This window comes from Pseudoalteromonas sp. G5_S1_54_S4 (assembly GCF_054968565.1).
In genome coordinates, this window is record NZ_JBQKUL010000004.1 from 42,015 (window position 1) to 67,783 (window position 25,769).

Consider the following 25,769-nt stretch of genomic DNA (forward strand, 5'->3'; position numbering starts at 1 on the left):
TATGACTCCACAACTAACTGATAAATATATGGTTACAATAGCAGAACGACTCACATCCGCCTACGCTAGAATTGCAGAGGCAGCGCACAAAGCACAACGTAATAGTAACGATATTACGTTACTTGCAGTATCTAAAACCAAACCCGCTACTGATATTATGGCAGCTTATGAGCAAGGGCAACGTCAATTTGGTGAATCTTATGTTCAAGAGGCTGTAGATAAAATAGCGCAACTAGACACATTTAGCGATATTGTTTGGCATTTCATTGGCCCTATTCAGTCAAATAAAAGTGCTTTAGTCGCTGCCAATTTTGCTTGGGTGCAAAGTGTAGACAGACTTAAAATAGCCAAGCGATTAAACAGTCAACGTCCTGAGACAATGCCGCCACTGAATGTACTTATTCAAGTGAATATTAGCGAAGAAGAAGCAAAGTCTGGTTGTCACCCCAATGAAATCACTGAGCTGGCGCAATATATAGATCAATGTGCCCATTTACAGTTGCGCGGACTGATGGCTATTCCCGCTAAAAGCGACGATGCAAACACGCAAATTCAATATTTTGAGCAATTACAAACTTGCTTTGATAAACTACAGACCCAATATCCTCATATAGATACGTTGTCGATGGGGATGAGTAACGATGTAGAAGCTGCCATAGCGGCAGGTTCAACCATGGTGAGGATCGGCACAGATATTTTTGGAACACGAACTTAAAAGGTGATAACAGACATATGTCAGATAAAAAAATCGCATTTATAGGCACAGGTAATATGAGCTACGCCATCATTGGTGGCATGGTAAAAAACGGCTTTAACGCAAATAATATTATTGCGACTAACCGCAACCAAGAAAAACTAGCTAAGGTAGCTGCCGATTTCAAAGTGCAAACCACCAGTGACAATAACGAAGCTATGCGCGATGCCGATGTCATTGTTTTGTCTGTTAAACCACAAATGATGGGCGATTTATGCCAATCATTTCAAGATTCAGGTGTCGACTTTAGCGATAAATTATTTATCTCAGTCGCGGCAGGCTTAACCGTTAAGCGCTTACGAGAAATGCTTGGTCAAGATGTAAAAATGGTACGTTGTATGCCAAATACGCCATCATTACTTGGCCGTGGTGTATCTGGCTTATATGGTGCAGGCGAAACCCAAAGCGAGCATGAGTTTGTACAGCAAGTATTTGAATGTACAGGCATCGTTGTATGGGTTGAAAAAGAGTCGCAAATAAACGACGTGATTGCTGTTACCGGCTCTTCACCGGCTTACTTTTTCTTATTTATGGAAGCCATTGAAGAAAAAGCCAAAGCGCTTGGGTTTAGTGATGAAGACGCACGCCGCTTAGTGCAGCAAACCGCCCTTGGCGCAGCTGAAATGGCACTTAGCCAAACTGATATTAGCATTTCACAATTACGTTCAAATGTGACATCAAAAGGCGGTACCACGCATGCAGCCGTTGAGCATTTAAAAGCACAAGGTTTAACTAAAACCGTAGGCGATGCAATGGATGCGTGTATTGCGCGTGCAGTGCAAATGGAACAAGAACTTTAAAACCATTTTTTATTGAAGGTTATACTATGAATGCCATGCAATTTTTAATTAGCACCTTGTTTGATCTATTTTTAATGGTGGTACTACTGCGTTTTTGGCTACAGTGGGCAAAAGCCGACTTTTACAACCCAATGAGCCAATTTGTGGTCAAAGCCACTTCGTTTGCAGTTAACCCGCTGCGAAAAATCATTCCAGGGCTAGGCGGGCTTGATTTAGCCTCTTTGTTGCTGGCATTTATAGTGGCTGCGGCAAAAATAAGTACCCTAATGTGGCTTATTTATAGCTCTTGGGCTATTCAGCCTGTGCTTATACAAGCGCTAATAACTGTTTTAAAAGAAGGTTTAAATTTAGTCTTTTGGGTATTAATCATCCGCGCTATTTTAAGCTGGGTAAGCCAAGGCTATAACCCAATTGAAGCGGTATTCCATCAGCTTACTGAGCCAATGTTAAAGCCCATCCGTAAAATTTTACCGCCATTAGGGGGATTAGATTTATCGGTACTGGTACTAATCATCGGCATTCAATTTTTACAAATGCTGCTAATGGACCTTTTAGCTTAAGCATAACGTAATATAAAAGAGGCCTAGTGCCTCTTTTTTACATACTCAGGAGTTAACCATGCAACGTTTAATAAAGTTTTGTTTTATTGCTTGTCTCGCCTTAGCATTTAATGCACACAGCGCACAAGAACAAGGCGCCCAGTATAAAGAACTAGGCCCTTGGCAAGTTCATTACATAGCCTTTCCATCAACGTTTATTCAGCCACAAATAGCCAAAACGTATGGCCTGGAACGCAGTGGCTACAAAGGTATTGTTAATATTTCCATCTTAAAAAATGATACTGATAAAACAGCGCAAAAAGCGACATTACAAGGCACCGCTAGAAATTTATTAGGCAATAAACAAAGCCTCAACTTTAAAGAAGTGGTTGAAGGCGATTCTGTTTATTACCTAGCACAAGTAGATTACACCAACGAAGAAATTTTACGTTTTGAAATTGAAATCCAACAAGGTAACCAGTTCCAAACATTAAAGTTTCAGCAAAAATTTTACGTAGATTAAATATGACCAACACCTTAGTACTTGCAACCGGCAATCCCGGCAAAGTAAATGAGCTGGCTAACATGCTCAGCTCGCTTAATATTAATGTAGTACCACAAAGCGACTTTAACGTGAGCGAAGTGGCCGAAACAGGCACCACGTTTGTAGAAAACGCGATAATTAAGGCGCGTCATGCAGCTAAAATAACTGGATTACCGGCTATTGCTGATGATTCGGGATTAGAAGTTGATAGCTTAAATGGCGCACCCGGCGTTTACTCTGCCCGCTTTGCAGGTAAAGGCGCAAGTGATCAAGATAATATCGATAAATTACTGGCTGATTTAGGCGATAACCCTAACCGCCGTGCTCGTTTTTGGTGTGTGTTAGTACTGATGCGTCACGCCGACGACCCTACCCCACTTATTTGCAGTGCTAGCTGGGAGGGCGAAATAACCCTTAGCCAACACGGTGAAGGTGGCTTTGGCTACGATCCTATCTTTTTTGTGCCATCAGCAAAGTGCACCAGTGCAGAGCTGACAAAAGCGCAAAAAAATACCCTAAGTCATCGTGGGCAAGCACTTAAAATGTTACTGCAAGAGCTACAACACAAAGGCGGCCTGTGAACCTTCCTCCACTAAGTTTATATGTGCATGTGCCATGGTGCGTGCAAAAATGCCCTTACTGCGACTTTAACAGCCACGGACAAAAAGGTGACATCCCTGAAGCTGAGTATGTACAGCATTTAATCGACGATTTAAAAGCTGATTTACACTTAGTACAAGGGCGTAAAATTCACAGTATTTTTATAGGTGGCGGCACACCAAGCCTATTAACCGGCGCGGCATACACCCGTTTACTCAAGGAAGTAGATAGCCTAATTGGCTTAACCGATAACTGTGAAATAACCCTTGAAGCAAATCCCGGCACAGTAGAAACTGGCCGTTTCAAAGATTATGTAAAAGCAGGCATTAACCGTATCTCTATCGGCGTGCAAAGCATGCAGGACGATAAGTTAAAAGCCCTAGGTCGAATTCATGGTGCCGATGAAGCCAGTTATGCTGCACAGCAAGCCAGTGAAGCAGGGTTAAATAGCTTTAACCTTGACTTAATGCATGGCTTACCAGGGCAGTCTCTTGATGATGCACTGAGTGATTTAAAACAAATTATTGCGCTCAATCCACCTCATATTTCTTGGTATCAGCTCACCATTGAGCCCAATACGCAATTTGCTTCAAAACCGCCGACTTTGCCACAAGATGAAACCTTATGGGATATTCAAGAGCAAGGCCAAGCATTATTAGCACAAGCTGGCTATCAGCAATATGAAATATCAGGGTATGCAAAACCTGGCTATCAATGCCAACATAACTTGAATTATTGGCGGTTTGGCGATTATCTTGGCATTGGCTGCGGCGCTCATGGTAAGGTTACTGATGCGAAAACGGGGGTGATAACACGCACTGAAAAGGTAAAACACCCTCGGGGCTATATGGATATTATTAAACCCTACTTGTACAAAAGCTGGCAAGTAGAGCAAGACGACTTAGCGTTTGAATTTTTTATGAATCGCTTTCGTTTAATAGAGCCATGCCCTATAAATGATTTTAATGCGCTGACGCAGCAACCACTGCAAAGCCAACAGCATGCACTAGATAAAGCCATTAATGCCGGTTTACTAACACAAACAGACAGCCACTGGCACGTTACACTCCAAGGGCAACGTTTTTTAAATGATCTACTTGCGTTATTTGTTTAGTGACAATAATAGGTTTCTAACAACAAAAGGGAAACGAATGCGTAAACTTACTCTAATTGCTGCCACCATTAGTGTGGCACTGCTTGCAGGTTGCCAACAAGCAACACAACAATCAACGCCTGCACCTGCGGTTCAAGCTCAACCTGTTCAAAGTGAAATTGACAAAGCGAATGCTTTTTTTGAAGACACTTTTAATCGTGATGTAATGAGCAGCCCGGTTTATCAAACCTACATGGGCATCAAAAAAGATTACGATAAATGGGATGACAACAGCGAAGAAAAAGCCCTTAAAGACTTGGCACAAGCTAAAGCCGATTTGGTCACACTCAACAGCATTAATCGTGCGCAATTAGATACAGCAACCCAAGTAAGTTATGATTTAAAAAAACAAGATTTAGAAGCCAGCATTGCTGATTTCAAATGGCGTTACCACAACTACCCTGTAAACCAAATGTTTGGTACGCACTCTATGGTGCCAGCTTTTTTAATCAACCAGCATCAAATTAGCAACGTAAAAGAAGCTAACGATTACATTGCTCGTTTAAATGGGGTACCGGGTGTATTTGATCAGCTTATTACTGGCTTAGAAATTCGCGCCGATAAAAACATCATCGCGCCTAAATTTGTATTTCCACACGTCATTGATTCAAGCAAAAACATCATTAAAGGTGCGCCGTTTGAACAAGGTGAAGATTCTACGCTTTTAGCTGACTTTAAACGCAAAGTTAATGCCTTAGAAATAGACCAAGCTGAAAAAGATGCACTTATTAGTAAAGCGACTGAAGCATTAAAAACAGCGGTTAAACCTGCTTACTCTAAGTTAATTAACTACATTGCACAGTTAGAAAAACGTGCTGATGACCGTGACGGTGCTTGGAAATTCCCTGATGGCGAAGCGTTTTACAATAACGCACTGAAACGCACCACCACGACAGACCTTACAGCAAAAGAGATTCATGCCATTGGCCTTGCTGAAGTATCACGTATTCATGATGAAATGCGTGCCATTAAAGATAAAGTCGGCTTTGAGGGCGACTTAAACGCCTTTATGCAGTTTATGAAAACCGACAAGCAATTTTATTTAGCTAACACTGAAGCTGGTAAAGCACAGTACCTAAGTGAAGCTAAAGGTTTAATTGATAACATGAAAACACGCTTAGATGAGCTGTTTATTGTAAAACCAAAAGCCGACATGATTGTAAAACGTGTTGAAGCATTCCGTGAAAAAGCGGCAGGTAAAGCGTTTTATCAACAACCTGCGCCAGATGGTTCTCGCCCAGGTATTTACTACGCCAACCTATACGACATGGAAGCAATGCCTACTTACCAAATGGAAGCCTTGGCTTATCATGAGGGGATTCCGGGTCACCATATGCAAATTGCCATTTCACAAGAACTTGAAGGTGTACCTAAGTTCCGTAAATTTGGTGGTTACACAGCCTACATTGAAGGCTGGGGGTTATACTCAGAATTACTACCAAAAGAAATGGGCCTTTACGAAGACCCGTATTCAGATTTTGGTCGCTTAGCCATGGAATTATGGCGTGCATGTCGTTTAGTGGTTGATACCGGTATTCACGCAATGAAGTGGACTCGTCAAGAAGGTATTGATTACTACGTTAACAACACCCCTAACGCCACTTCTGACGGTGTGAAAATGGTTGAGCGTCATATTGTAATGCCATCTCAAGCAACGGCTTACAAAGTAGGTATGCTGAAAATTTTAGAACTACGTGAAGATGCTAAAATGCAACTTGGCGATAAGTTTGATATCCGCCAGTTCCACGATGTAGTGCTTAAAAATGGCCCTGTACCATTAAACGTACTAGAAAACTTCGTTAATGAGTGGATTGCCAGCAAACAAGCTTAATTTTTAAGTATTTACTTAAAGGAATAAAAGGTCGCAATTGCGGCCTTTTGTTTTATAAAGCAAAAAATTAAGCTAGGATAAAGTTGGAATTCAAGGAGAACAGAATGGATCTAAGCATACAGCTACTCAATGCGCGTATTAAACAACAGCAGTTTGATGAGCTAGATAACGACTTTAAAAAGCTCACTGAGGCACAGCAAGTAATACAGCTTAATTACCTGTTTGAAAGTGCGCTACGCATGAGTATTAAATACGATTTTATGCAAAACATCGCCGTGCGTATTTTAACCACTAATACGCCACCAGCGCCGTTTATTGAAAAACTAACCAGTTTAGACGCGCTGAGTTTTTTTACGCCTGCACTTAAATTAAATAAGGGATTTATTAATACAGACGACTCTGGCAATAACGCCCTGCATAATGTATTTAAGCAAGCAATGCCCACACAACTGCCTTTTAACTATGTTCGCTCGTTAATGTTATTTGAATCTAACGAAGAGTTACTATATGCATTAGCACATACAAATAAGCAAGGGCTCACTCCGGTTGCCAGTTACATCGCCTATGCACATAAGCCAAACATTCCGGTAAAACATGAATTTTCGGCCTTGCTCGCATTAATGGAAATAGAGCAAAAACAAAATCCTGCAGCAAAATTACAAATACTTGAGGCATTAAAAAATAATCCCCCAAGCGAGATAACCTTGCTACTGAGCGCCGCTTATTTACAGCGCTCTACTGAACAAGTGGCGGCTCTAATCTGATAAGTAATATTCTACGCTGGTAACAACACGTACGTTTTTAATTTGCGGCGTGTTTGAATCCCGATCGCTAATGCTAAACTGCCCTTGGCGAGCGGTTTTAATTTTACCTAAGCGTGAATTTGAATCTTTAGCAAACTTATCTGCCACTTCACGAGCTTTTTCTGTGGCTTCTTGCACCATGGCTGGTTTTATATCGTTAAGCCCAGTAAAAATATACTCAATACGGGTTTGATAGTTGTCTTGCACAATAGCTATATTTTGTTTAGCTAGCTGACTCACTTTGCTCAGTGCGTTTTTAACTTTATCAGGAGCATTGGAGTAAACAATAATATTTGAGCTAATAACATACCTAAACTTTTGATTATCATTCGCGTATTCACGGGCTTGCTTATCTATAATAGATTGAGTACCTGTCGATATTTCTTGATCGTCAAAGCCGTGTAACTTTAAAAAGGCAATCACCGCATCGTTTTTTTGCTCAACTCGCTCAACAAGCTTTTCAAGATTGTTGTCGGCATCGTTAAACTGCAAAGGCCAAATAACGGTATCAGCCACAACTTCACGTTCAGCTAACCCTTTTACCTGCACCGTGCGCTCCATCCCTTTAATATCAAGCGCAGCCCCTTTTATAATAAAACCCAATGCAATTAGGCCAATGCTTAAACACGCTGCTGCCATAACAACGGTTACATTCGATATTTTATTCACCTTAGTCTCCTTGACCGATATCAATAATAAGCACGTTCACGCTCGAAAAAACACTATAAACAGGTTACATTGAGAAGGTATAGATAGCAAAACTTAATCAGCCAAGGAAACGCAATGAGTCTAAAACGTATTAGCCAGTTTTTTAATCCAAGCTCAGTCGCTGTTATTGGGGCATCAAACACCCCTACTCGGGCTGGTAATGTGGTAATGCGTAATTTATTACAAGGCGGGTTTAAAGGGCCCATCATGCCTGTTACACCCAATCATACTGCAGTGCATGGCGTATTGGCTTACCCAAGTATTGAAGCCCTTCCCAAAGTACCTGATTTAGCCGTTATCTGTACCAATAAAAACACCTTAATGAAAATTATTGAACAGCTAGGTACGCTGGGGTGCCATAGCGCTATTATTATTGCTGATGGTCTAACAAGTACTCAAAAACAAGAACTTAAAGATAACGCTGCAAAGCATAAAGTGACGCTGCTTGGCTCAAATTGCTTAGGGTTACTTATTCCGCACATAGGTTTAAACGCGAGTTTTTCGCACACTGTTGCCACGCCAGGTAAACTGGCTTTTGTGTCGCAATCAGCGGCTGTTTGCTCAACGATTCTTGATTGGGCTAAAAATAAAGAAATTGGCTTTTCATACTTTGTATCAATGGGAGATTGTTTAGATATTGAGTTTGACGAAATACTCGACTTTTTAGGCCGCGACGCTAAAACCAAAGCTATCCTACTTTACATAGATAACATTAATGATATTCGCAGCTTTATTTCTGCCGCGCGTGCGGCGGCATTTTCTAAACCCGTTATTGCCATTAAAACGGGCAGAACCACTGCAGGCGCTCTCGCTGCTGAAATACACACCGGCGGAAAACAAAGCTCAGATGCAGTATATGATGCCATGTTTCAACGCGCAGGGATGTTAAGAGTAAATGATTTGCGTGAGCTCTTTGCCGCCACTCAAACCTTAGCAATGCACCCCAAATTATTGCAAGTAGAGCAGCTAACTATATTAACTAATGGCGGCGGCCCTGGAGTGATGGCCGTTGATGAACTTATTCAAAGCTCAGGTAAACTTGCTCAGCTTAGTGATGAAACGCGCGAAGCACTCAATAAAGTGATCCCACATTCAGACACAACATCCAACCCTGTCGATATATTTGGCGATTCTGCGCCAGTGCGTTACAAACACGCATTAGAAATACTGCTTAATGCTAAAGAAGTTAAAAACTTACTGATCATTCATACTCCATCGGCATTGGCCCCGAGTGAAAATTATGCTCAGGTTATTGTTGAGGCTCTGAACAAATTACCGAAAATGGCACGCCCGTATGTGATCACTAATTTCATGGGAGAAGATGCCGCCTTTGCAGCCAGACGCATCTGCGCGAATAATGCCATTCCGACCTATCGTACCCCAGAAGGTGCAGTAGGTGCCTTTATGCACTTAGTAAGCTATCGTCGTAACCAAAAACATTTAACCCAAACACCAGAATCAAACACCGATGATGCGACTATTAATAAAGCAGCAGCGAAAGCAGCTATTAAAGAGTTTTTAAATGATGAGCAACATTACTTATCAACCCATCAAGCGAGTCAAATTTTAAGTAGCTACGGTATAGACTGTATCCAAACTGAAGTAGCCTACACCCCTACTGAGGCAAAAGAGCAAGCAATAGAGCTAGGTTTTCCGGTCGCATTAAAATTGATGAGCCCCAGTATTCCCTCTAAGTCTGAAGTCGGTGGCGTAGTACTCAACCTCAATGATGCACAAGAGGTCGAGCAAACGGCATTTGCTATGCTGTTAAGAATAAAAAACACCTACCCTGATGCTGTTATTGATGGCTTTTCGTTACAAAAAATGGCGCCTAGAGCAGGTGCCAATGAGCTGCGCATAGCCATTAAAACAGAGCCTAATTTTGGGCCAGTTATTTTATTAGGTGAAGCTGGCACAGGGCTTGAGTACGCTCAAGCGGCGGTGGCCTTGCCACCACTGAATATGAACCTAGCTAAATATTTAATTGCCGCCGCCCATGATAAGGGAGTCCTTAAAGATCGCATTCTGCCAGAAAAAGTAGATAAATATCGTTTATGTGCGCTACTGACCCGAATTTCTCAACTCGTTGTCGATCAACCCGATATCACCTCATTAGAGCTGAATCCTATTTTAGCCAGTAATGGGCAGTTTTTAGTCCTTGATGCCACCATGAACCTAAATCAGTATCAGGTTCAGGCGCACCGAAAACGTTTATCAATCCGCCCTTATCCTATTGAGCTGGTTGAAACGGTGACCCTAAAAAATAAGACCTTAGCAACGCTCAGACCAATCAAACCAGAAGATGAGCAGGCACATCAAGAGTTTGACCGCTCCTTAAGCAAAGAAGATAGATACAAGCGCTTTTTTGGTGAATTGCCACAATTTAACCATGATCAACTCGCTAAAATGACGCAAATTGATTACGACCGCGAGATGGCATTTATTGTTACCCAAACACAAGACGAGCAACAGCACACATTAGGGGTTTCGCGAGTGATTATGGATCCCGATAACTTACAAGCAGAGTTTGCCATTGTGGTACGTTCTGATTGCCAAGGACTTGGGTTAGGACGTATTTTAATGAACGCGGCTATTTCTCACTGCAGACGCCAAGGCGTGAAAACGGTTGAAGGTATCACCCTGCCAGAAAATACCGGCATGATTGAGTTGGCTCGTAAACTCGGGTTTAAAATAAGTCGTGATTTTGAAGAAGGCAGTATCAATATGCTGCTCACATTGTAATAGGTACTATGCGTAAACTAAGACAAACCATCAACCAAGTATTTGAAGCGTCAGGTAAGTATCAGCGAGCGGGACACATTTTAGATGTCATACTGATCAGCATAATTATGATTAATGTGGTGGCGATTGTGCTTGAGTCGGTGCACAGCATCGCAACCGAGTACTATAGCGAGTTTTTAATCTTGGAGCTGGTATCAGTGGCTATATTTAGTGCTGAATATCTAATACGTGCTTGGACCTGTGTCGATCGCTTAAAGTACGCCTCCATGAATTGCTCAAACACACAAAAACGGATTCGATATATTTTATCACCTCTGGCAATTATCGATTTAATTGCCATTTTGCCTAGTTTATTAATGTTTTTCTTTGCTATCGATTTACGTTTTTTACGGGTACTGCGGTTGTTGCGGGTATTTAAGCTCACTCGTTATTCTCGAGCAATGCAATTGTTATTGCAGGCGTTTATTGATGAGTCGAGTTCATTACTGGCGGCATTTTTTATTATGTCTGTGTTACTTATTTTAGCCTCTTGCGGTATTTATTTATTAGAGCACGACATTCAACCAGACAAGTTCGGCTCTATTCCTGCAGCCATGTGGTGGGCAATGGCAACCCTAACTACGGTTGGTTATGGCGATGTTGTGCCTATAACGCCTATTGGTAAACTATTTGGTGGCGTAATCACTTTGGTGAGTATGGGGATGGTTGCCATACCAACCGGTTTATTAGCGTCGAGTTTCTCAGAGCAAATACGCAAACGTCGCCAGCTATTTGAAGATGCCACCCACGAGAAAATAACCGATGGTAAGCTCACTGATGAGCAGATGCATCACCTTGAGGAGTTACGCTACAAACTAGGGCTAAGTAAACTAGAGGCCAATAAAGCAATAAAAGCGGAGCTAAATAAACGCAGCTCACACTTATTTTGCCGTCACTGTGGTAAGCGTCCTTAATAAAATAATGTATTAAGCGGCGCTTTAAGCTTGTGAGAATACAGGATGCCAATCGTGCTCAATAAGCTCAAGCACCTGCTCTTTAGGCACCGCTTTACTAAACAAGTAACCTTGAAAGTAGCTACAACCTTGCGCTTTTAAAAAAGCCAACTGATGTGCGCTTTCAACCCCTTCAGCAATACACTCTTTACCTAAACTGCTTGCTAAAGTTAGTGTAGATTGAATAATCGCTTCGTTATCCGAATCAATACCAATATCTTGCACAAAGCTGCGATCTATTTTTAATACATCAATCGGAAAGCGCTTCAAATAAGTTAACGAGGCATACCCTGTTCCAAAATCATCCATGTACAACTTACAGCCTAGTTGCTTTAATAAGTCCATATTTTTAAGCGCATGTTCTGAGTCTCGCATTAAAATAGACTCTGTTATTTCAAATACAATAGCCTCGGGCGGCAGTGCTGCATTGTTTAGTGCTTGGCGAATTTCAGGGACGAGTCCGATAAATTCAAAATCCAGTGCTGAGAGGTTAATTGATAGGTATAGATCAGGACACACTTTACGCCAACGAGCTAACTGCACCAAAGCACGCTTAAATGTTTGTAGCATTATTTTAGTGATTAAGCCTATATTTTCAGCTACGTTTGCAAACTCTTGCGTACTCGCTAACTGATTATCAGGCCAGCGTAGTAACACCTCAAAACCCACTGTTTTTTGCGTAGACGCATTAATAATGGGTTGATAATAATTACAAAATTCATGTTCATGATAAGCTTTGATCAACTGTGATTCTAAATGCATCGCTCTTTCAACACGTTGATTCATTTCTTGTTTGTAAAACTTGTAACACCCTTCCAAGCCATCTTTAGCATAATAAAGCGCAACATTTGACGCTTTCAATAGTGCTTTATAATGCGCGGCATCATCAGGGAAAATAGCCACACCAATACTTAGGTGTACATTGACGCTTTGCTGATTCATAACAATGTCTTTACTCACGCAATCCATTAGTTTGGTGCATATAAGTAATACTTCTTCTATTTGCTGAATATCTTCAACTAGAATTACAAATTCATCACCGCCTAAACGCGCGACGCTATCACAAGGACGTAATGCTGTTTTCAAGCGGTTCGCCACCAGCTTTATTATCTCATCGGCGTTTTCTGTGCCAAATGAATCATTAAAATACTTAAACCGTTTTATATTAACGTGTAACAAAGCCACTTTACACTGATGGCGGCGCGCCTGATCGATGGCATGTATAGCTCTGTCGTTAAACAAGGTTCTATTTGGCAGCCCTGTAAGTGAATCGTAATTAGCCAGTATATGCAGTTCGCTCTCGGCTGACTTTTGTGCATGAATATCCGTTAAAATAATCACGTAACTACTCAGCCTTTGACTTTCATCAGCTACGGCGCTTATTTTAACCAGTACATGGCGTTGCTCTTTGTTTGCCAGAACGACAGTATCTTCACATGAAAAATGTTCGCCCACTTCAAGCTTTTGCATAATTCGTAAATAATCAAAATAGCTACTGCGGGACATTCCCAAATTAAGCGCACGGGTTGAACGAGGCTCTGCTGATAAGCCAAAAGCGCTTTGCAGCGATTTATTTGAGGCACGTATATTAAAGTTTTTATCTAAGATAAACACCCAATCTCGGGTTTGTTCAAACGCGGCGGTAAATAACCGAGCATGCTCTTCAAACACCCTTTCGCGTGTCATATTGGTATACGTACCGGCTACTTTTTGCGGCGTTTTTTTGTCCCACTCAACTACCTTGCCAAAATCTTTGTACCAACGCCAATGACCTTTGGCGTGGCGTAATCGGTAGGTACAATTAAAATACCCTTTATCTGTTGATAAAAATTCTAACCACTCCAACCTAAAAATAGCACGCTCTTGAGGGTGAATTTTTTCTAGGTAGTCATCTAAACTCACCGAGTCATCCTCGTAGCCTAATTCGTTGACTAATCTAGGCTGATAAATATTTAACTGGCTCGCCTGCCAATCCCATACCCCGGACTCACTTCCCTCTAGTGCAAGCTTTAAACGCGCCTCACTGTCTTGGCTTTCTTTGTGTGCTGCCAATAAGATACGCTGTATTTTGTTGCGCCTCATTACCCATGCAGTCACTATGGTGATCAATAAAATGGTATAAAGCGCTAAAAAGTATGGAGCACGCCATAGCGGATATCTCACTTTAATATTTAACGTGGCTGGCGCAGTATAGTCGCCGGTCAGTGGATCTTTTGCCCAGACTTTTAACTGGTAACTGCCGGGGTTTAATTTAGGAAACACCACACGATTATTTCGGGTATAACTTTTTTTACCTTTATCGAGCTGATATCCATAAATAATACGCTCTTGGAAGCTGAATGACATCGCTGAAAATGCAATCTCAAGCCCGATATCATCATGGTTTAAAGTGATATTTTTTAATGGCTGCTGTAAATTTATAGACAAGTCCCGAGACATTAAGTTGATGCGCGTGATATTGACCTGATCTAATAAACCTTGGCTATTTTTATTGTCTTTAGGATCAAAGTAGGTAAAACCCTTGAGGCTACCGAAGGCAATTCGACCATCCGCTAACTTAGCCATAGCGCCATTATTAAACTCAGCAGAGAGCACCCCATCTGATGTTGTAAATTGCTGAAAATGAATTGTTTCAGGATTTAGTCGCCATATTCCTTTATGGCTACTCATCCAAATCATTCCCTCTTCATCAAGAACCATATCGTACAACAAGGTGCCGAGTTTATTTTTATCTAAATCAATTGTGTGCACTAACTCATAGGTTGTTGCATCTATACCAATCAGCCCAAAATTAGATAACGATAGCCAAAGTATGCCTTGCCCATCTACCACGTAGGAAAGAATACTAACGGCTACATTTTCATGGTGTTTAGGCACTTTATAAATGGTGTTTAAACTTAAATCATTGGGGTTAAATTGATATAAAACGCCACCACTAAAAAATAATGGCTTCTCGGGTTGGTGCGGTAATGGGGGTAAAAAGCCATGCGCTAAAAAAGGGTCAAATTGTGCTAATTCGCCTTTTAAGTGAACTAATTGTCGGCTATCAATATTATATTTAAACATACCATGATCTGGGTGTACAAAATACAAATCCCCGTTTGGTAGCAATGTCAGGCCATGCATCCAATCATTTAAAAAAATCTGATTGGTAGGACTGTTAGTTCTTGGTTGGGTAAGTTGCTGAGTTTGCGGGTCAAAAATGAATAATCCTCGGTTTGAGTGCAACCAGAGTTTATCTTTGTAAGGCATAATTTTGAAAATAGTAAACTCTGTGGTCAGTAAATCGACTTTATAATCTTTTAAATACACCTTTGAGCGATTACTTTTTAAATCAACCGCAGTTAAACCATTGTGTGTGCCTAACCATAGCTTTTCTTGGAACTCCTTAATTGACCATACCGAATGATGTGATAAACCATCCCCAACCAGTGCATTCCCCTCTACATTATAAAACTTGTAATTGTCGCCCGATAAATAAAACGCACCATCGGTTTTAGTGGCTAGCCACATTCCGCCCGATTTATCTTTCACCATATCAATAATACTGTTATCGGCGAGGGTGTACTTACTCTGTTGGATACGTTTATTTTTAACCACTTTTTTAGTGGTTAAATTAAAACAAAGCAGGCCTTTATCTGTTGCTAAATCGAGTACTCCTTGCTGATTATCGATATCCCAAACATTCAGATCGGCCAGTAATTTTTGGCTTGTAAATGATTGTTCGCGGTTGTTAAACATTGCCTCTAAATTACTAATATCAACAGCGTATAAGCCCTTAACCGCACCTACAAGCAACTGATTGTTATTACCTAGCGCAAATGATTTCACATTATTTTGATAAATATGTACATCCGTTTCGCTCAAGTGCTCGAGTGGCCTTACCTGCTGTGTTGCGATGTTAAAAACATACGCGCCGTCTGTGCTACCGATAAAAATATAACCGTTATAATGAAACAAAGTACGCACAAACGCATTTTCAAATTGCTCAGGAAGTGTAAATAAGGAGGTAATAGAGCCGTTGTCTATATCGAGTTTTGCAAACTCTCGGCCTTGTCCAATCCATAAGGTTTTATCATCGGTGGCTAACATAGTAAAAACGGACTGCTGTAGTATTTGCTCTTCTGTGACAGGTTTTTCTATGTATTGTTGGTAGGTATCCGTTTTCGGATCGTATCTGAACAAGCCTGCTAATAAGGAGGCAATCCAGATATGCCCTTGTTGGTCTTGATATATGCGATCGATGATCGCCTCTTCTAACTCACCATTAGGGCCATTGATTGGAATAACTTGATAGCCATCGTATCGGTTAAGGCCTCCCTCAGTAGAGAGCCATAAATACCCATTGTTATCAATAAGCATGGTATTAACGTAACTTTGAGATAAGCCTTCGCTTGGGGATAATCGTTTTACTTGCGCTGTTACTTCAACGCTTATGAGCATAAACAGCACAAATATGGCTGTGATAAACCCATTAATACTCATACCCATGCTTGTCCTATTACTAATTTATGTTTTATTGATATTTCAATGCGGTAATATTTCGGTGCTTATAAGCATCAAATAGCGTTAATAATGCAGGAGTATATGTTAACACCTGGTTAAAACCAAGTGCTTGATAAAAATCAGTAAGGCGTTGATAAGCAAAGGTGTAAACAGGTTCTGTTTGCGCATTTAAAAGGGCAACTAATAACTGGGTTGCCACCCCCTTTGAACGATAAGAAGGAGCCACGAACACCGTTGATAAAAATAAAAAAGTGGGCTTATTCTGTAACCGGCAGGCGGCAATAATCGTATTATTATCGTAAGCGACCCAGACTTGATCCTGTTTGTTAGCACGGCCGCGGACGTTATGTAACGTATAAAACTTATTAACTAAGGGCGTTTTAATTGATTCTAATTGTTTAATTACAAGCATAGTAGGCAAACCCTAGCTAAGCATAATTGCCAAATACTGCTCAAATTTTTGTTTTAAAACACCTTGCTCTGCAACAGGACGACTATGCAGAGTGTCGTACACTTGCTCACGCGTTTTTTTACCGCGCTTAATTTGATAAGCCCAAAATGAGGCCTCGTAATCTAACTGAATTTGATACTTTTGCTCTCGCGGCAAGTTACACAGATTAAAACTCATATTCACTCCAATTATTAGGGGCTATAAACTTATTGTTGCCTGCATGAATACAGGTAAGGGCCGTGAGCAGCACACGGAGGCTTTTACTAGCCCACTAGGTTAAACAAGTCGCGCCGAGCGCCCCTAGCTTGAACAAATTTTCATCCGCAAAGGTCAACAGCCCCTCGCTCAATAAAACGTAGATTATACGTTTAAACTTATAAAAAACTAACTCTATAACTAATAAAAATAAGCGACTGTAAATAATTCAACGTAATCAATAATTGTTGATGGTAACTTTTGCAAGATTACTAATGCAAACTGTGCAAAAGACAGACAATTTGTTACTATGGCTGCTTATTATCTTGCCGCAATTAATTGGAAATACTGACGTGCTTAAACGCTTTAACGGATTGCTGGTATTACTGTGCTTAGTTTTTAGTAATATGTCTTTTGCGCACAGTTATAGCTACACATTTAATCGCCCGCAAAACACTCAACAAGCAAACTATACCATTGAGCTATTACAATTGGCCTATGAAGATATGGGCTTTAAACTAAATATTGTCGATTTTAATCGTCAAAATGCATTATTTGCAGCAGATAATGGCATGTTAGATGGACAGCTTGCTCGCGATATCAGTATTGAAAGTGCCTATAAAAATTTAATTCGAGTTAACTATCCACTCTTTAAATTTAACCTTGAACTTTATAAACGCTGTGAGCCCAGCTCCACTAAAACCATAGATAGCGTTGCTATTATTTCCAGTTACCCTGTGCAACAGCGATATTTAGACAGTATTGATTTTCAAGGTAAGATAATTGAAGTTAAAAATAATAATACGCAGCTTAACTTACTGATCCAGCAAAAAGTACAAGGAGCGTTACTTATTGATTTTGCGATGGCAAATAAAACCATTCCCCCCTCTTTAGGCTGCTATGAAAAACAAGTAGTTGCAACCTACCCGCTTTATCATTATTTACATAATAGTCATGCGGATATTGTTCCCCAGCTAGAAGCAACACTGGATAAGTTACACAATAACGGCACAGTTGCAAAACTCAGGTCAAAATACAACCTACATTTTTAAAAATCAAAACCTTGTTGATCTGCTTGCGGTGATGATTGTGCCACTTTATTTTTTTGCTGTAAGTAACGTTTATAGCGCTGCTGACATAAACTCAATACTTTTTTCTTTTGGGAATTCGTTAACGAATTCCAAGAAAAACGTTCATCGCGACTGCGATAGCAGCCTTTGCAATAACCGCGATTATTAACTAAGCAAATACCTTTACAAGGGCTAGGAATATCAAATATTTCAATTTGTTGCATTTTACCCTCCGGTATTAAAAGCATAGCCTGAGTATAGCGCTATTTTTGTGCAAAAAAAAAGCAGCAAATAAATTGCTGCTTTGTTGTTAGCTTAAGCTGTTAATTACTGCTCACAGCTTTGTTCATCTACTTGTGTTTTTCGATGAAATGGCTTGGCATACATAGCTAAAACCAAAGCCCTTAACTCTTCTGGCACCTTGGCCAAACGTTCTTCAAACTGTGCTGCGTCATTTTTATTGATCACCGCCTCAGTGCAGCCAGCAGCAATAAAGTTGCCTGGGTGTAAGTAAAACGAATCAATAATTTGCTTATCAATGGTTTTTGCCAGTTCATCGGCACTGTCACAACCTGACTCAATGGGCTGACCAAACGATAAATGCACATGCCCTTTGGCTGAACTAAACCCTTCAACAATGCTGGCAATATCTTCGCCTGCCGATTTAACATACTTGCCATGATGTTGTTTATGATATAGCTCTTTTGCCTTAGCTATAGCACAAGGTTCGTATTGGTAAGAGATTGCAACCGGCACCACTTTGAGCTCTTTAATGTATTCGCCAAATTCTTTCTTTTGTTTACGGCCATTAAGTTGCAACATTTTTAAAAGCGCAGGATCAGTTTGATCAACCCCATCTTTAGCGCGCCCTTCTTTTTGGGCAATCCAAATTGAGTGCCCGCTACTGAGTGAATCATAAATATAAGCCGATAACTGAGTCAGCGCTTTTAACATCTCTTTTGGGGCTTTTGCTGAGCGTTTCACAATAAAACTTTTATTTAAGCGCATAAGCTCAGTAATGTAAGGAATTTGCAGCAAGTTATCGCCAATCGCAATTCTCACTGTTTTCATTTTATGCTGGAATAAGCCCCAATTAACCAGTGCAGGGTCAAGTACAATATCTCTGTGGTTTGAAACAAAAAGATAGGCTTGATTAGGGTCTAAGTCTTCTAAGCCAGAAAAAGTGACTTTTGAGGTGGTACGTTTTATTAATTTATTTAAGTAATGTGCCACTTCATTTTGTACATCTTCAACCGTTTTAACTTTGCCCCACTTTTTGCGCAACTGATGCTTTATTATAGCGCGTGCTAAAAACCCAACTGCGGATATAAAGCGTGGCAAATTGTATTTTGCAATTACATCAATAAACGCATTATCGTTAATTAATCGCGTTAATGAGGCGGCAACTTCATCGTCATTGTAAGGTCTTATATCTGCGTACTTATCTTCTAATTCAATCATTTACTGCATCTACAAAGTTAAAAACGGCGCGTTAAAACGCCCCGCTGTGTCTGATTTTGATTATAACTCAATCAAAAATACGAAACTAGCAATACTAAAGTTCGATTTACTGAGTTTTCATAGCGTTATAGTTTAACGCCGAGCCAAGCTGTCTTGCTAACAACGCATACGTATAAACTATGGCTATTAATTATTAATTTAAATGGGTAGACCTTACTAACAGCACTTTGTTCAAGTTAACTTAGCAAGGCAGTTGATCATAATAACATGCAAGTTAACCGTCAGTGGGCAGACCACATTTAAATATGGCTCTACAACTGCTAATGTAAACGCAATATGATAAACCCAATAACATTCAAATAGATGATACTCTTTTTATCACAAGCACTTCGCGTACAGGGGTTATTATTCCCTTAACACATACACTATTAGGACACACCGTGAACATAACAATTCTTGATAACGCTACACTGGCAAACACCTCACTTGATTGTATCTCAGCACTGGGAAAGCTTACCGTGCATCAGCTAACTAGCCCAGAGCAAGTGCTAGCACATAGCCAAAATGCAGAGGTGTTAATCACCAATAAAGTAGTGATTAATCGTGACACCATGGCACAATTAACATCACTCAAACTTATTTGTGTTAGTGCCACCGGCACCAATAATGTTGATTTAAATGCCGCGAAAGATTTAGGCATTGCGGTAACCAATGTTGCTGGTTATTCAACCCCCTCGGTTGTGCAGCATACCTTTTCGTTAATTACTAACTTATTAGGCAATACTCATCGCTACCAAGCGGACTGCCAACAAGGCGCATGGCAAAAAAGTGAAATGTTTTGTCGCCTTGATTACAGCTTTAATGACATTCAGGGTAAAACATTAGCCATTATTGGTGGGGGAACTCTGGGCAATGCTGTATCTAAAGTGGCTGAAGCCTTTGGTGCTCATGTCATTGTTGCAGAGCGCAAAGGTGCTGAGTGTCGCCAAGGACGCACGCCTTTTGAAACCGCAATAAAAACAGCGGATATTATCAGCGTACATTGCCCACTTAATGATGAAACGCGTGACTTAATTACGCTTAATGAATTAAAAATGATGAAACCAACTGCGCTTATTATTAACACCGCGCGCGGGGGGATCATTAACGAAGCCGACTTAGCACAAGCCTTAAAAACCAATGTGATTGCTGGTGCAGGTGTTGACGTACTAACTAAAGAGCCTGCTGAGCACAACAATCCACTGGCCAATTACACGGGAGATAACTTACTACTAACCCCACATATAGCGTGGGCCAGTACCGAATCTATTGTGCGCTTGGTTAAAGAAGTGAGTTTAAATATCGCTGCATTTAGTCAACAAGAGTCGCGTAATCGCTTGGTTTAATGCCGTTAAATTAAGTTAGTCAAAATAACTAAAAAGTGGCTTTTTAATTTTATTTCTTAAAAAAGCCACTAACTCAAAAATCACTTTAAAAATAAGCAATTGATTTTTAAAGATTAAAAAACTGGCCTAGTCTTTGCTCTAAAGTCTGTAATTAATCATCTAGGATAATAAAAAATGAAAAAAACACTTTTAATCGCCGCCCTCACCGCTCCTTTTTTAACTGGCTGTGTTATTGCTGTATCCGATGGCGAAGCGGAAGGTCATTGGGCTGGTAATAGTTCTTCTAGCTGGCAAGCAACACATAAGAATAATCGTGAAATTATTTCAGGCTTGGCAATGGATAGCTCTTATCAGTCGGTATTAAAAACCCTAAAAACACCTGACTTCACCGAATTACTCAAAAAAGAAGAGGATGTTTACCAAGTCTTATTTTATGCAACGCACAGCATCCATTCAGATGGTAAAATGACTAAAGATGAATGCACACCGTTGGTATTTAAAAATGATAAATTAGTTGGTATTGGTGCCTCAGCACTGCAAATGCTGACAAACTAAGTAACTACAGCATTTATTGGGCGCTAATTTGATTGCGCCCTAACTTTTTCGCATTATACAAACCGGAATCAGCTTCTTCTAACAATGCTTTTTCAGTGTAAGCTTGGCTACTCTCACTAGAAGCAATACCGATGCTAATGGTGACGTGTGTAGCGTTTAAAGACGCATTATGTTCAATATTCAAATCATTAACGGCGTTACGTAACTTGTTGGCAAAAGCGATTGCACCTTGCTGATTGGTTTCTGGTAATACGGCCACAAATTCTTCACCGCCGTAACGCGCAACAAAATCACTGCCACGCTCACATTGCGCGGCTAACGTTTTTGCCACTGTTTTTAAACATTCGTCTCCAGCTCGGTGGCCATAGTAGTCGTTATAACGTTTAAAATGATCAATATCTATGAGTAAAACGCACAAAGGAGAATAGTTACGCTTACTTCTACGCCACTCTCTTTCTAAGTTCTCATCTAAATAACGTCTATTGGGTATTTCTGTTAAGCCATCAATAGAGGCAAGCATTTCTAGCAAATCATTTTTTTGCTTAATTAATAACTGGTTCCGCACTCTAACTTTCACAATAGCGGCACTAAATGGCTTACCAATATAATCCATTGCGCCGAGCTCTAGCCCCTTTGCCTCATCTTCATGACGGTTGTTTGCAGAGATAAAAATAATAGGAATAGCCTGGCTTATACTGTTCTCTTTTAGCTGTACGAGTACTTCATAACCATTCATACCAGGCATCATGATATCTAAAATGATTAAGTCTACTTGCGTGTGTTTAACAAACGCCAGCGCGTCTTCGCCGCTTGTCACTAAGTAAACATCATGCTCATCGCTTAAGGTTTTTTCTAAAATGATTCGGTTAAGCGCATCGTCATCTACAATTAATATTTTTGCTTTATTTATCATTGCTTACATCTAAAATTTTTATAAAAATATGAACTTGTTTTAACTGTATTATCAGCTCTTTAATTGCAGCATTGGCGTTCTTGTCGCCCACTTTTAATAATTGCTCAGTATGTTGAGCACATAATAATAATCGGTTAAACCCTAAGTTTCCTGCTATCCCTTTTAGACTATGCACTAAGCGTACCATTTCAATAGTAGGTATGTCTTTTTGAAGCTCAGCTGAATATGACTCACTTAACACCGCTAACTTAGTAAGCATGCTTTGCAATAGCTTCTCATCATCATTGAACTGTGTCAAAGCGAAGGTTTTATCAAAAAAGCAAGGCTTAGATATGCCTAAATCAGCTATCGATGCAAATAAAATAGGCGCAACCACGGGCTTAGTTAAATGTTTATTCATACCACTATTCAATGAACGTGCAATATCGGCAGGCTCACAATGTGCAGTTAATGCAAAAATAGGCAATTGCTGGGCGTCAAACTGTTGGCGTATTATTTGGGTTGCTTGATAGCCATCAATACCCGGCATTTGAATATCCATTAAAACTAAATCGGGGCGCAATATATTCACCCATTCAACCCCCTGTTTAGCATCACTAGCAGTCACAACATTCACTTCGGCTTTACACAATATACTGCTAATAATGTCGAGATTGAGCGGGTTATCATCTATGGCTAATACTAAGGTTCCCGCTATTTTCTCTCGTGGTTTATCCGCTTTATATTGAATTACTTTATTTAACTTTTCTGGGGTTAAACTAAGTAACCGCTGCGCCAGTGCACTGCGCGGTAAATACTGGCTAATAAAAGAGTCATTTATTGAAAGCTGATTCGGTTGCGAGTGCTCTATAACGATGAGTGAAGTAGTACGAGTGTGTAATACTGCTTTTATTGCTGACGTGAGAAAGGCAGGTACGTCATCAGCATCGATTACAATGCTATGCGCTTGTTGCAAACAATCTGGATCAGTTACGACTATTTCAAGAGCTTGATTATTGAAAAAAGGATGCGCGGTAATAACCTGATTAAGCAACTGACTCTTCGCGCTGGTGATCAGTAATAGTCTATCTGTAAAGCTTGCTGATTTCTCGGTATCTGTCGCTAAATCAAGCGTGAAGTAAAAATGACAGCCATGGCCTTTATCACTACTGAGTGCAATTTCACCTCCCATTAATGCCACACTATGCTTTACAATTGCCAGCCCTAAGCCAACCCCTTGATGCAAGCGAGTAGATGATTCATCACCTTGCGTGAAGGCATCAAATAAACGGCGTTGATCCGCTTGAGCAATCCCCACTCCCGTATCAATAACCTGAAAACAAATACGCTGCTCTATATGGCTCTGGCTCGGCTGTAATGTCATTTTTAATGTCACACTGCCTTTATTGGTAAACTTAACGGCATTGGTAAGTAAGTTACCTAATACTTGTTGCAAACGAATTGTATCACCGACTAAAAATGGAGAAATTTGCGAGTCTATGTCGATTTTTAGCTGTATCTGTTTTGCTTGGCATAAAGGTAAAATTAAACTTTCGCAGGTATCAATCAAATCAACTAAGCACAATGGCGCTAATTGCAGCGTTGCTTCTTTACTTTCAACGCGGGCAAAATCAAGCATACTATTTAGCATCTGCAACAAATTATTGGCCGCATATTTTGCTTGGCTAGTTTGTTGAATTTGCCGCTGTGTTAATCCGTGCTCTGCGAGCATATCCAATAATCCCAACACGGCATTGAGGGGGGTGCGTATTTCGTGGCTTAAATTAGCAATAAAACGGCTTTTAGCCAACGTGGCACGCTCTGCATCATCTTTGGCTTTGGTAAGTTCTGTAACATCTTGAATATGAATAACATAATAAAGCGGCTGACTATTTTCATTCCAAATTAACGACATACTCAACTGTAACCAGGCATTTAATTGGGTATGAGCCAAGGTTAAGTGAAACACCCTTTTTTTATTATTTAATAATTGCTGTAGTAATGCTTCAAGCTCCTGCCATTGTGTATTATTAAAAAGCGCATAAAAAGGAGTATCGGTTAATTTATCATGCTTGGAAAATAATTTTCGTGCGGCTTTGTTTACTTGTAAAATAGCGTACTCAAGCGAGAGTAAAAACACCCCATTTGCGGCAAATTCAATTGCGCTTCTAAATATAGATTCAGACTCTTTTAATGCATACAAAGTATGTTGTTGTTCTGTAATATCACGGCCAACCCCCATAGTTCCTAATAATTGCTGCTGTTCATTGTAAAAGGGAGCAATGGTTAACTGATAAGTTCGCTCAGCAACATCTATGCGCTGCTGAATTTGCATTTTATGCTGTAATACTTGATATTCCAGCAAACTAATTTGTTCATACTCGTTACTTATGTTGTGTATTTGCTGCCCAAGGAGTTCACCTTGAGTTTTTCCAATAAACAACTCAAACGCTTTATTACAGCCTAAAAAAATGCCTTCTGTATTTTTAAAATAAATAAAATCAGGCACGCTATTAAGTACTGTGTTTAATAACGCTAAATGACGCTCTTTTGCTTGGTCGCTATGTTTTAGCTTTTGCGATTGTTGCTGTACTTGATCATCTAACTTTTGATTAGCATTTTGCAAAGAAATAACTAAATGCTCATTTTTCGCAAAAATAGCTTTTACCCGAGCAAACCAAGGTTGCCAGTTTAACGGTATTTGGTAATTTAAATACCCGCTATTGTCATCGTTATGATGCTCTAAATAACGCATCAACTCGGTCATGGGTTTGATAAATATACGTTTGCTTAACCAAAAAAAGATGTAAAACATCAAACATAAAAATAAGGCTAACGAAATAAACTCTATCAATACTTCATACACAATACCGCTTGAGAGAGTGTGCTTGTCAGCAAGAAACGCCAGATGAATAGGGTTCTTTTTTGAAGGCTGAATTAAAAATAATGAGTCTGCTCGCGCATTACTCTTTTGTGAGGGGCTATTAATATTAGGCCAATAGGTCGATAACTTTATGGCTTGATTAATTGGCTGCTGTGAACTGGCAATAATTTCATTCTCTTGGTTGATAAAAACATACTCGCCTTGCTTTGAGGTTATTTTTTTCAACCAACTAGAAATAGCCTGTAAGTCATATATTAAAACAATATAATCTGAGGAGTTAAGCTCTCGCTGTCGGCCAACTGCAAAATATGCGTTATTGTCTACTTTAATAACGGCACTTGAAGTGAGTTTGTTCGCTGAAGGTAAAGGTTTAAAGTCGCCATTAAGTACCTGCGTTAAAATATAACTTTGTGTATTGTTACGCCGAGCTAAATAAGCAAAGCCGCGCTCATCAACATAGGCTACAGAATGCAACGACGAAAGTAGCGCTAAAGCAGTATTGAAAGACGGAGCCAGCGACATGACTTTTTGCCAGCGTAATAATGCCTGTTCGGAATAGCTGAATTGGCCTTTTCCTACTATTTCGCCATTAAAATGTACTATCTGGCTATAATAATAATGCTCGTATTGATTAATGTTTTTTGTGAAGGCCTGATTCACTGGTTGTGGGGCGTGTTTGTCATACATAATAAACATCGTATTAAGTAAATCGTCGATGGCTTGCATATCATGATCAAGCTGCGCCGATAACGCACTAAAATCGGTGGTCTTTTTTGTTATTGCACGGTCCATTTTTATATCATAAAAATGCAAACACAAAAAAGAGGCCACCAATAAAGGGATTGCTAACGCCACAAAAACAGAGCGATGATAATGTTTTAGCGGTAAAAAATTCAACGACCTA

21 protein-coding genes are annotated in these 25,769 nt (G+C 40.1%); 13 read left to right on the forward strand and 8 right to left on the reverse strand.

Features of this window, described 5'->3' with window-relative positions; translation table 11 throughout:
• The first annotated feature begins 1 nt into the window (after position 1).
• From ACTRWE_RS02805 to ACTRWE_RS02840, 8 genes are all read left to right on the forward strand, one after another.
• Entirely contained in the window at positions 2-715 is a 714-nt protein-coding gene (locus ACTRWE_RS02805) for a YggS family pyridoxal phosphate-dependent enzyme (RefSeq protein ID WP_024600821.1), read from the forward strand.
• Between the two features lie 17 nt (positions 716-732).
• Positions 733-1,554 carry a pyrroline-5-carboxylate reductase gene (proC, locus tag ACTRWE_RS02810; protein WP_024600822.1) on the forward strand — a complete coding sequence of 274 codons (822 nt, stop codon included), beginning with the start codon at positions 733-735 and terminating at the stop codon, positions 1,552-1,554.
• A gap of 26 nt (positions 1,555-1,580) precedes the next feature.
• A complete protein-coding gene (locus ACTRWE_RS02815) occupies positions 1,581-2,114 on the forward strand; it encodes a YggT family protein (RefSeq protein WP_008113334.1) in 534 nt (177 codons plus the stop codon).
• Between the two features lie 58 nt (positions 2,115-2,172).
• Positions 2,173-2,616: a DUF4426 domain-containing protein gene (locus ACTRWE_RS02820; RefSeq protein ID WP_013465854.1), complete on the forward strand. Its 444-nt coding sequence runs from the start codon at positions 2,173-2,175 to the stop codon at positions 2,614-2,616.
• A 2-nt stretch (positions 2,617-2,618) separates the two neighbouring features.
• Positions 2,619-3,218, forward strand: a complete 600-nt coding sequence (locus ACTRWE_RS02825) for an XTP/dITP diphosphatase (RefSeq protein ID WP_350654312.1) — start codon at positions 2,619-2,621, stop codon at positions 3,216-3,218.
• Positions 3,215-4,351, forward strand: coding sequence for a radical SAM family heme chaperone HemW (gene hemW / locus ACTRWE_RS02830; RefSeq protein WP_350654310.1), 1,137 nt, complete (start codon positions 3,215-3,217; stop codon positions 4,349-4,351). The genes ACTRWE_RS02825 and hemW overlap by 4 nt, the downstream gene beginning before the upstream one ends.
• A gap of 37 nt (positions 4,352-4,388) precedes the next feature.
• The gene (locus ACTRWE_RS02835) at positions 4,389-6,221 is read left to right on the forward strand and encodes a DUF885 domain-containing protein (RefSeq protein WP_033102538.1); all 1,833 of its coding nucleotides are present in this window, start codon (positions 4,389-4,391) and stop codon (positions 6,219-6,221) included.
• 104 nt (positions 6,222-6,325) lie between these two features.
• The gene (locus ACTRWE_RS02840) at positions 6,326-6,985 is read left to right on the forward strand and encodes a hypothetical protein (protein WP_036956640.1); all 660 of its coding nucleotides are present in this window, start codon (positions 6,326-6,328) and stop codon (positions 6,983-6,985) included.
• On the opposite strand, the gene ACTRWE_RS02845 is transcribed toward ACTRWE_RS02840, so the two are convergent.
• Positions 6,977-7,693 (reverse strand): SIMPL domain-containing protein, encoded by a 717-nt coding sequence (locus tag ACTRWE_RS02845; protein WP_008467710.1) that lies wholly within the window; start codon positions 7,691-7,693, stop codon positions 6,977-6,979. The two genes, ACTRWE_RS02840 and ACTRWE_RS02845, sit on opposite strands and share 9 nt — an antisense overlap.
• Before the next feature lie 114 nt (positions 7,694-7,807).
• Here ACTRWE_RS02845 and ACTRWE_RS02850 point away from each other — a divergent pair, with 114 nt between their 5' ends.
• On the forward strand, positions 7,808-10,474 hold the full coding sequence (locus ACTRWE_RS02850; protein ID WP_033102536.1) for a bifunctional acetate--CoA ligase family protein/GNAT family N-acetyltransferase: 2,667 nt from the start codon (positions 7,808-7,810) through the stop codon (positions 10,472-10,474).
• An 8-nt stretch (positions 10,475-10,482) separates the two neighbouring features.
• Entirely contained in the window at positions 10,483-11,427 is a 945-nt protein-coding gene (locus tag ACTRWE_RS02855; RefSeq protein ID WP_462879467.1) for an ion transporter, read from the forward strand.
• 24 nt (positions 11,428-11,451) lie between these two features.
• Here ACTRWE_RS02855 and ACTRWE_RS02860 read toward each other — a convergent pair whose 3' ends face one another.
• From ACTRWE_RS02860 to ACTRWE_RS02870, 3 genes are read right to left on the reverse strand one after another with little or no spacing between them, the layout of a single operon-like run.
• Positions 11,452-15,957, reverse strand: a complete 4,506-nt coding sequence (locus ACTRWE_RS02860) for an EAL domain-containing protein (RefSeq protein ID WP_033102535.1) — start codon at positions 15,955-15,957, stop codon at positions 11,452-11,454.
• Between the two features lie 25 nt (positions 15,958-15,982).
• Complete coding sequence (locus tag ACTRWE_RS02865; protein WP_024600832.1) at positions 15,983-16,384, reverse strand: GNAT family N-acetyltransferase; 402 nt, start codon at positions 16,382-16,384, stop codon at positions 15,983-15,985.
• A 12-nt stretch (positions 16,385-16,396) separates the two neighbouring features.
• The gene (locus ACTRWE_RS02870) at positions 16,397-16,600 is read right to left on the reverse strand and encodes a DUF3283 family protein (protein ID WP_013465864.1); all 204 of its coding nucleotides are present in this window, start codon (positions 16,598-16,600) and stop codon (positions 16,397-16,399) included.
• Between the two features lie 425 nt (positions 16,601-17,025).
• Here ACTRWE_RS02870 and ACTRWE_RS02875 point away from each other — a divergent pair, with 425 nt between their 5' ends.
• Entirely contained in the window at positions 17,026-17,670 is a 645-nt protein-coding gene (locus ACTRWE_RS02875) for a type 2 periplasmic-binding domain-containing protein (RefSeq protein ID WP_051686728.1), read from the forward strand.
• Here the strand turns inward: ACTRWE_RS02875 and ACTRWE_RS02880 are convergent.
• Both ACTRWE_RS02880 and ACTRWE_RS02885 read right to left on the reverse strand, forming a co-directional pair.
• On the reverse strand, positions 17,667-17,912 hold the full coding sequence (locus tag ACTRWE_RS02880) for a DUF1289 domain-containing protein (RefSeq protein ID WP_013465866.1): 246 nt from the start codon (positions 17,910-17,912) through the stop codon (positions 17,667-17,669). The two genes, ACTRWE_RS02875 and ACTRWE_RS02880, sit on opposite strands and share 4 nt — an antisense overlap.
• Before the next feature lie 103 nt (positions 17,913-18,015).
• Positions 18,016-19,149: a 1-acyl-sn-glycerol-3-phosphate acyltransferase gene (locus tag ACTRWE_RS02885; protein ID WP_013465867.1), complete on the reverse strand. Its 1,134-nt coding sequence runs from the start codon at positions 19,147-19,149 to the stop codon at positions 18,016-18,018.
• A 440-nt stretch (positions 19,150-19,589) separates the two neighbouring features.
• Here ACTRWE_RS02885 and ACTRWE_RS02890 point away from each other — a divergent pair, with 440 nt between their 5' ends.
• A complete protein-coding gene (locus ACTRWE_RS02890; RefSeq protein WP_013465868.1) occupies positions 19,590-20,534 on the forward strand; it encodes a D-2-hydroxyacid dehydrogenase in 945 nt (314 codons plus the stop codon).
• Positions 20,535-20,708: 174 nt separating this feature from the next.
• Entirely contained in the window at positions 20,709-21,089 is a 381-nt protein-coding gene (locus ACTRWE_RS02895; RefSeq protein ID WP_013465869.1) for a DUF3192 domain-containing protein, read from the forward strand.
• A 13-nt stretch (positions 21,090-21,102) separates the two neighbouring features.
• Here the strand turns inward: ACTRWE_RS02895 and ACTRWE_RS02900 are convergent, their stop codons facing one another.
• The gene (locus ACTRWE_RS02900; RefSeq protein WP_016900589.1) at positions 21,103-22,002 is read right to left on the reverse strand and encodes a diguanylate cyclase; all 900 of its coding nucleotides are present in this window, start codon (positions 22,000-22,002) and stop codon (positions 21,103-21,105) included.
• Positions 21,992-25,762 (reverse strand): ATP-binding protein, encoded by a 3,771-nt coding sequence (locus tag ACTRWE_RS02905; protein ID WP_462879468.1) that lies wholly within the window; start codon positions 25,760-25,762, stop codon positions 21,992-21,994. Before ACTRWE_RS02905 ends, ACTRWE_RS02900 begins: the two co-directional genes overlap by 11 nt.
• Positions 25,763-25,769 lie beyond the last annotated feature (7 nt).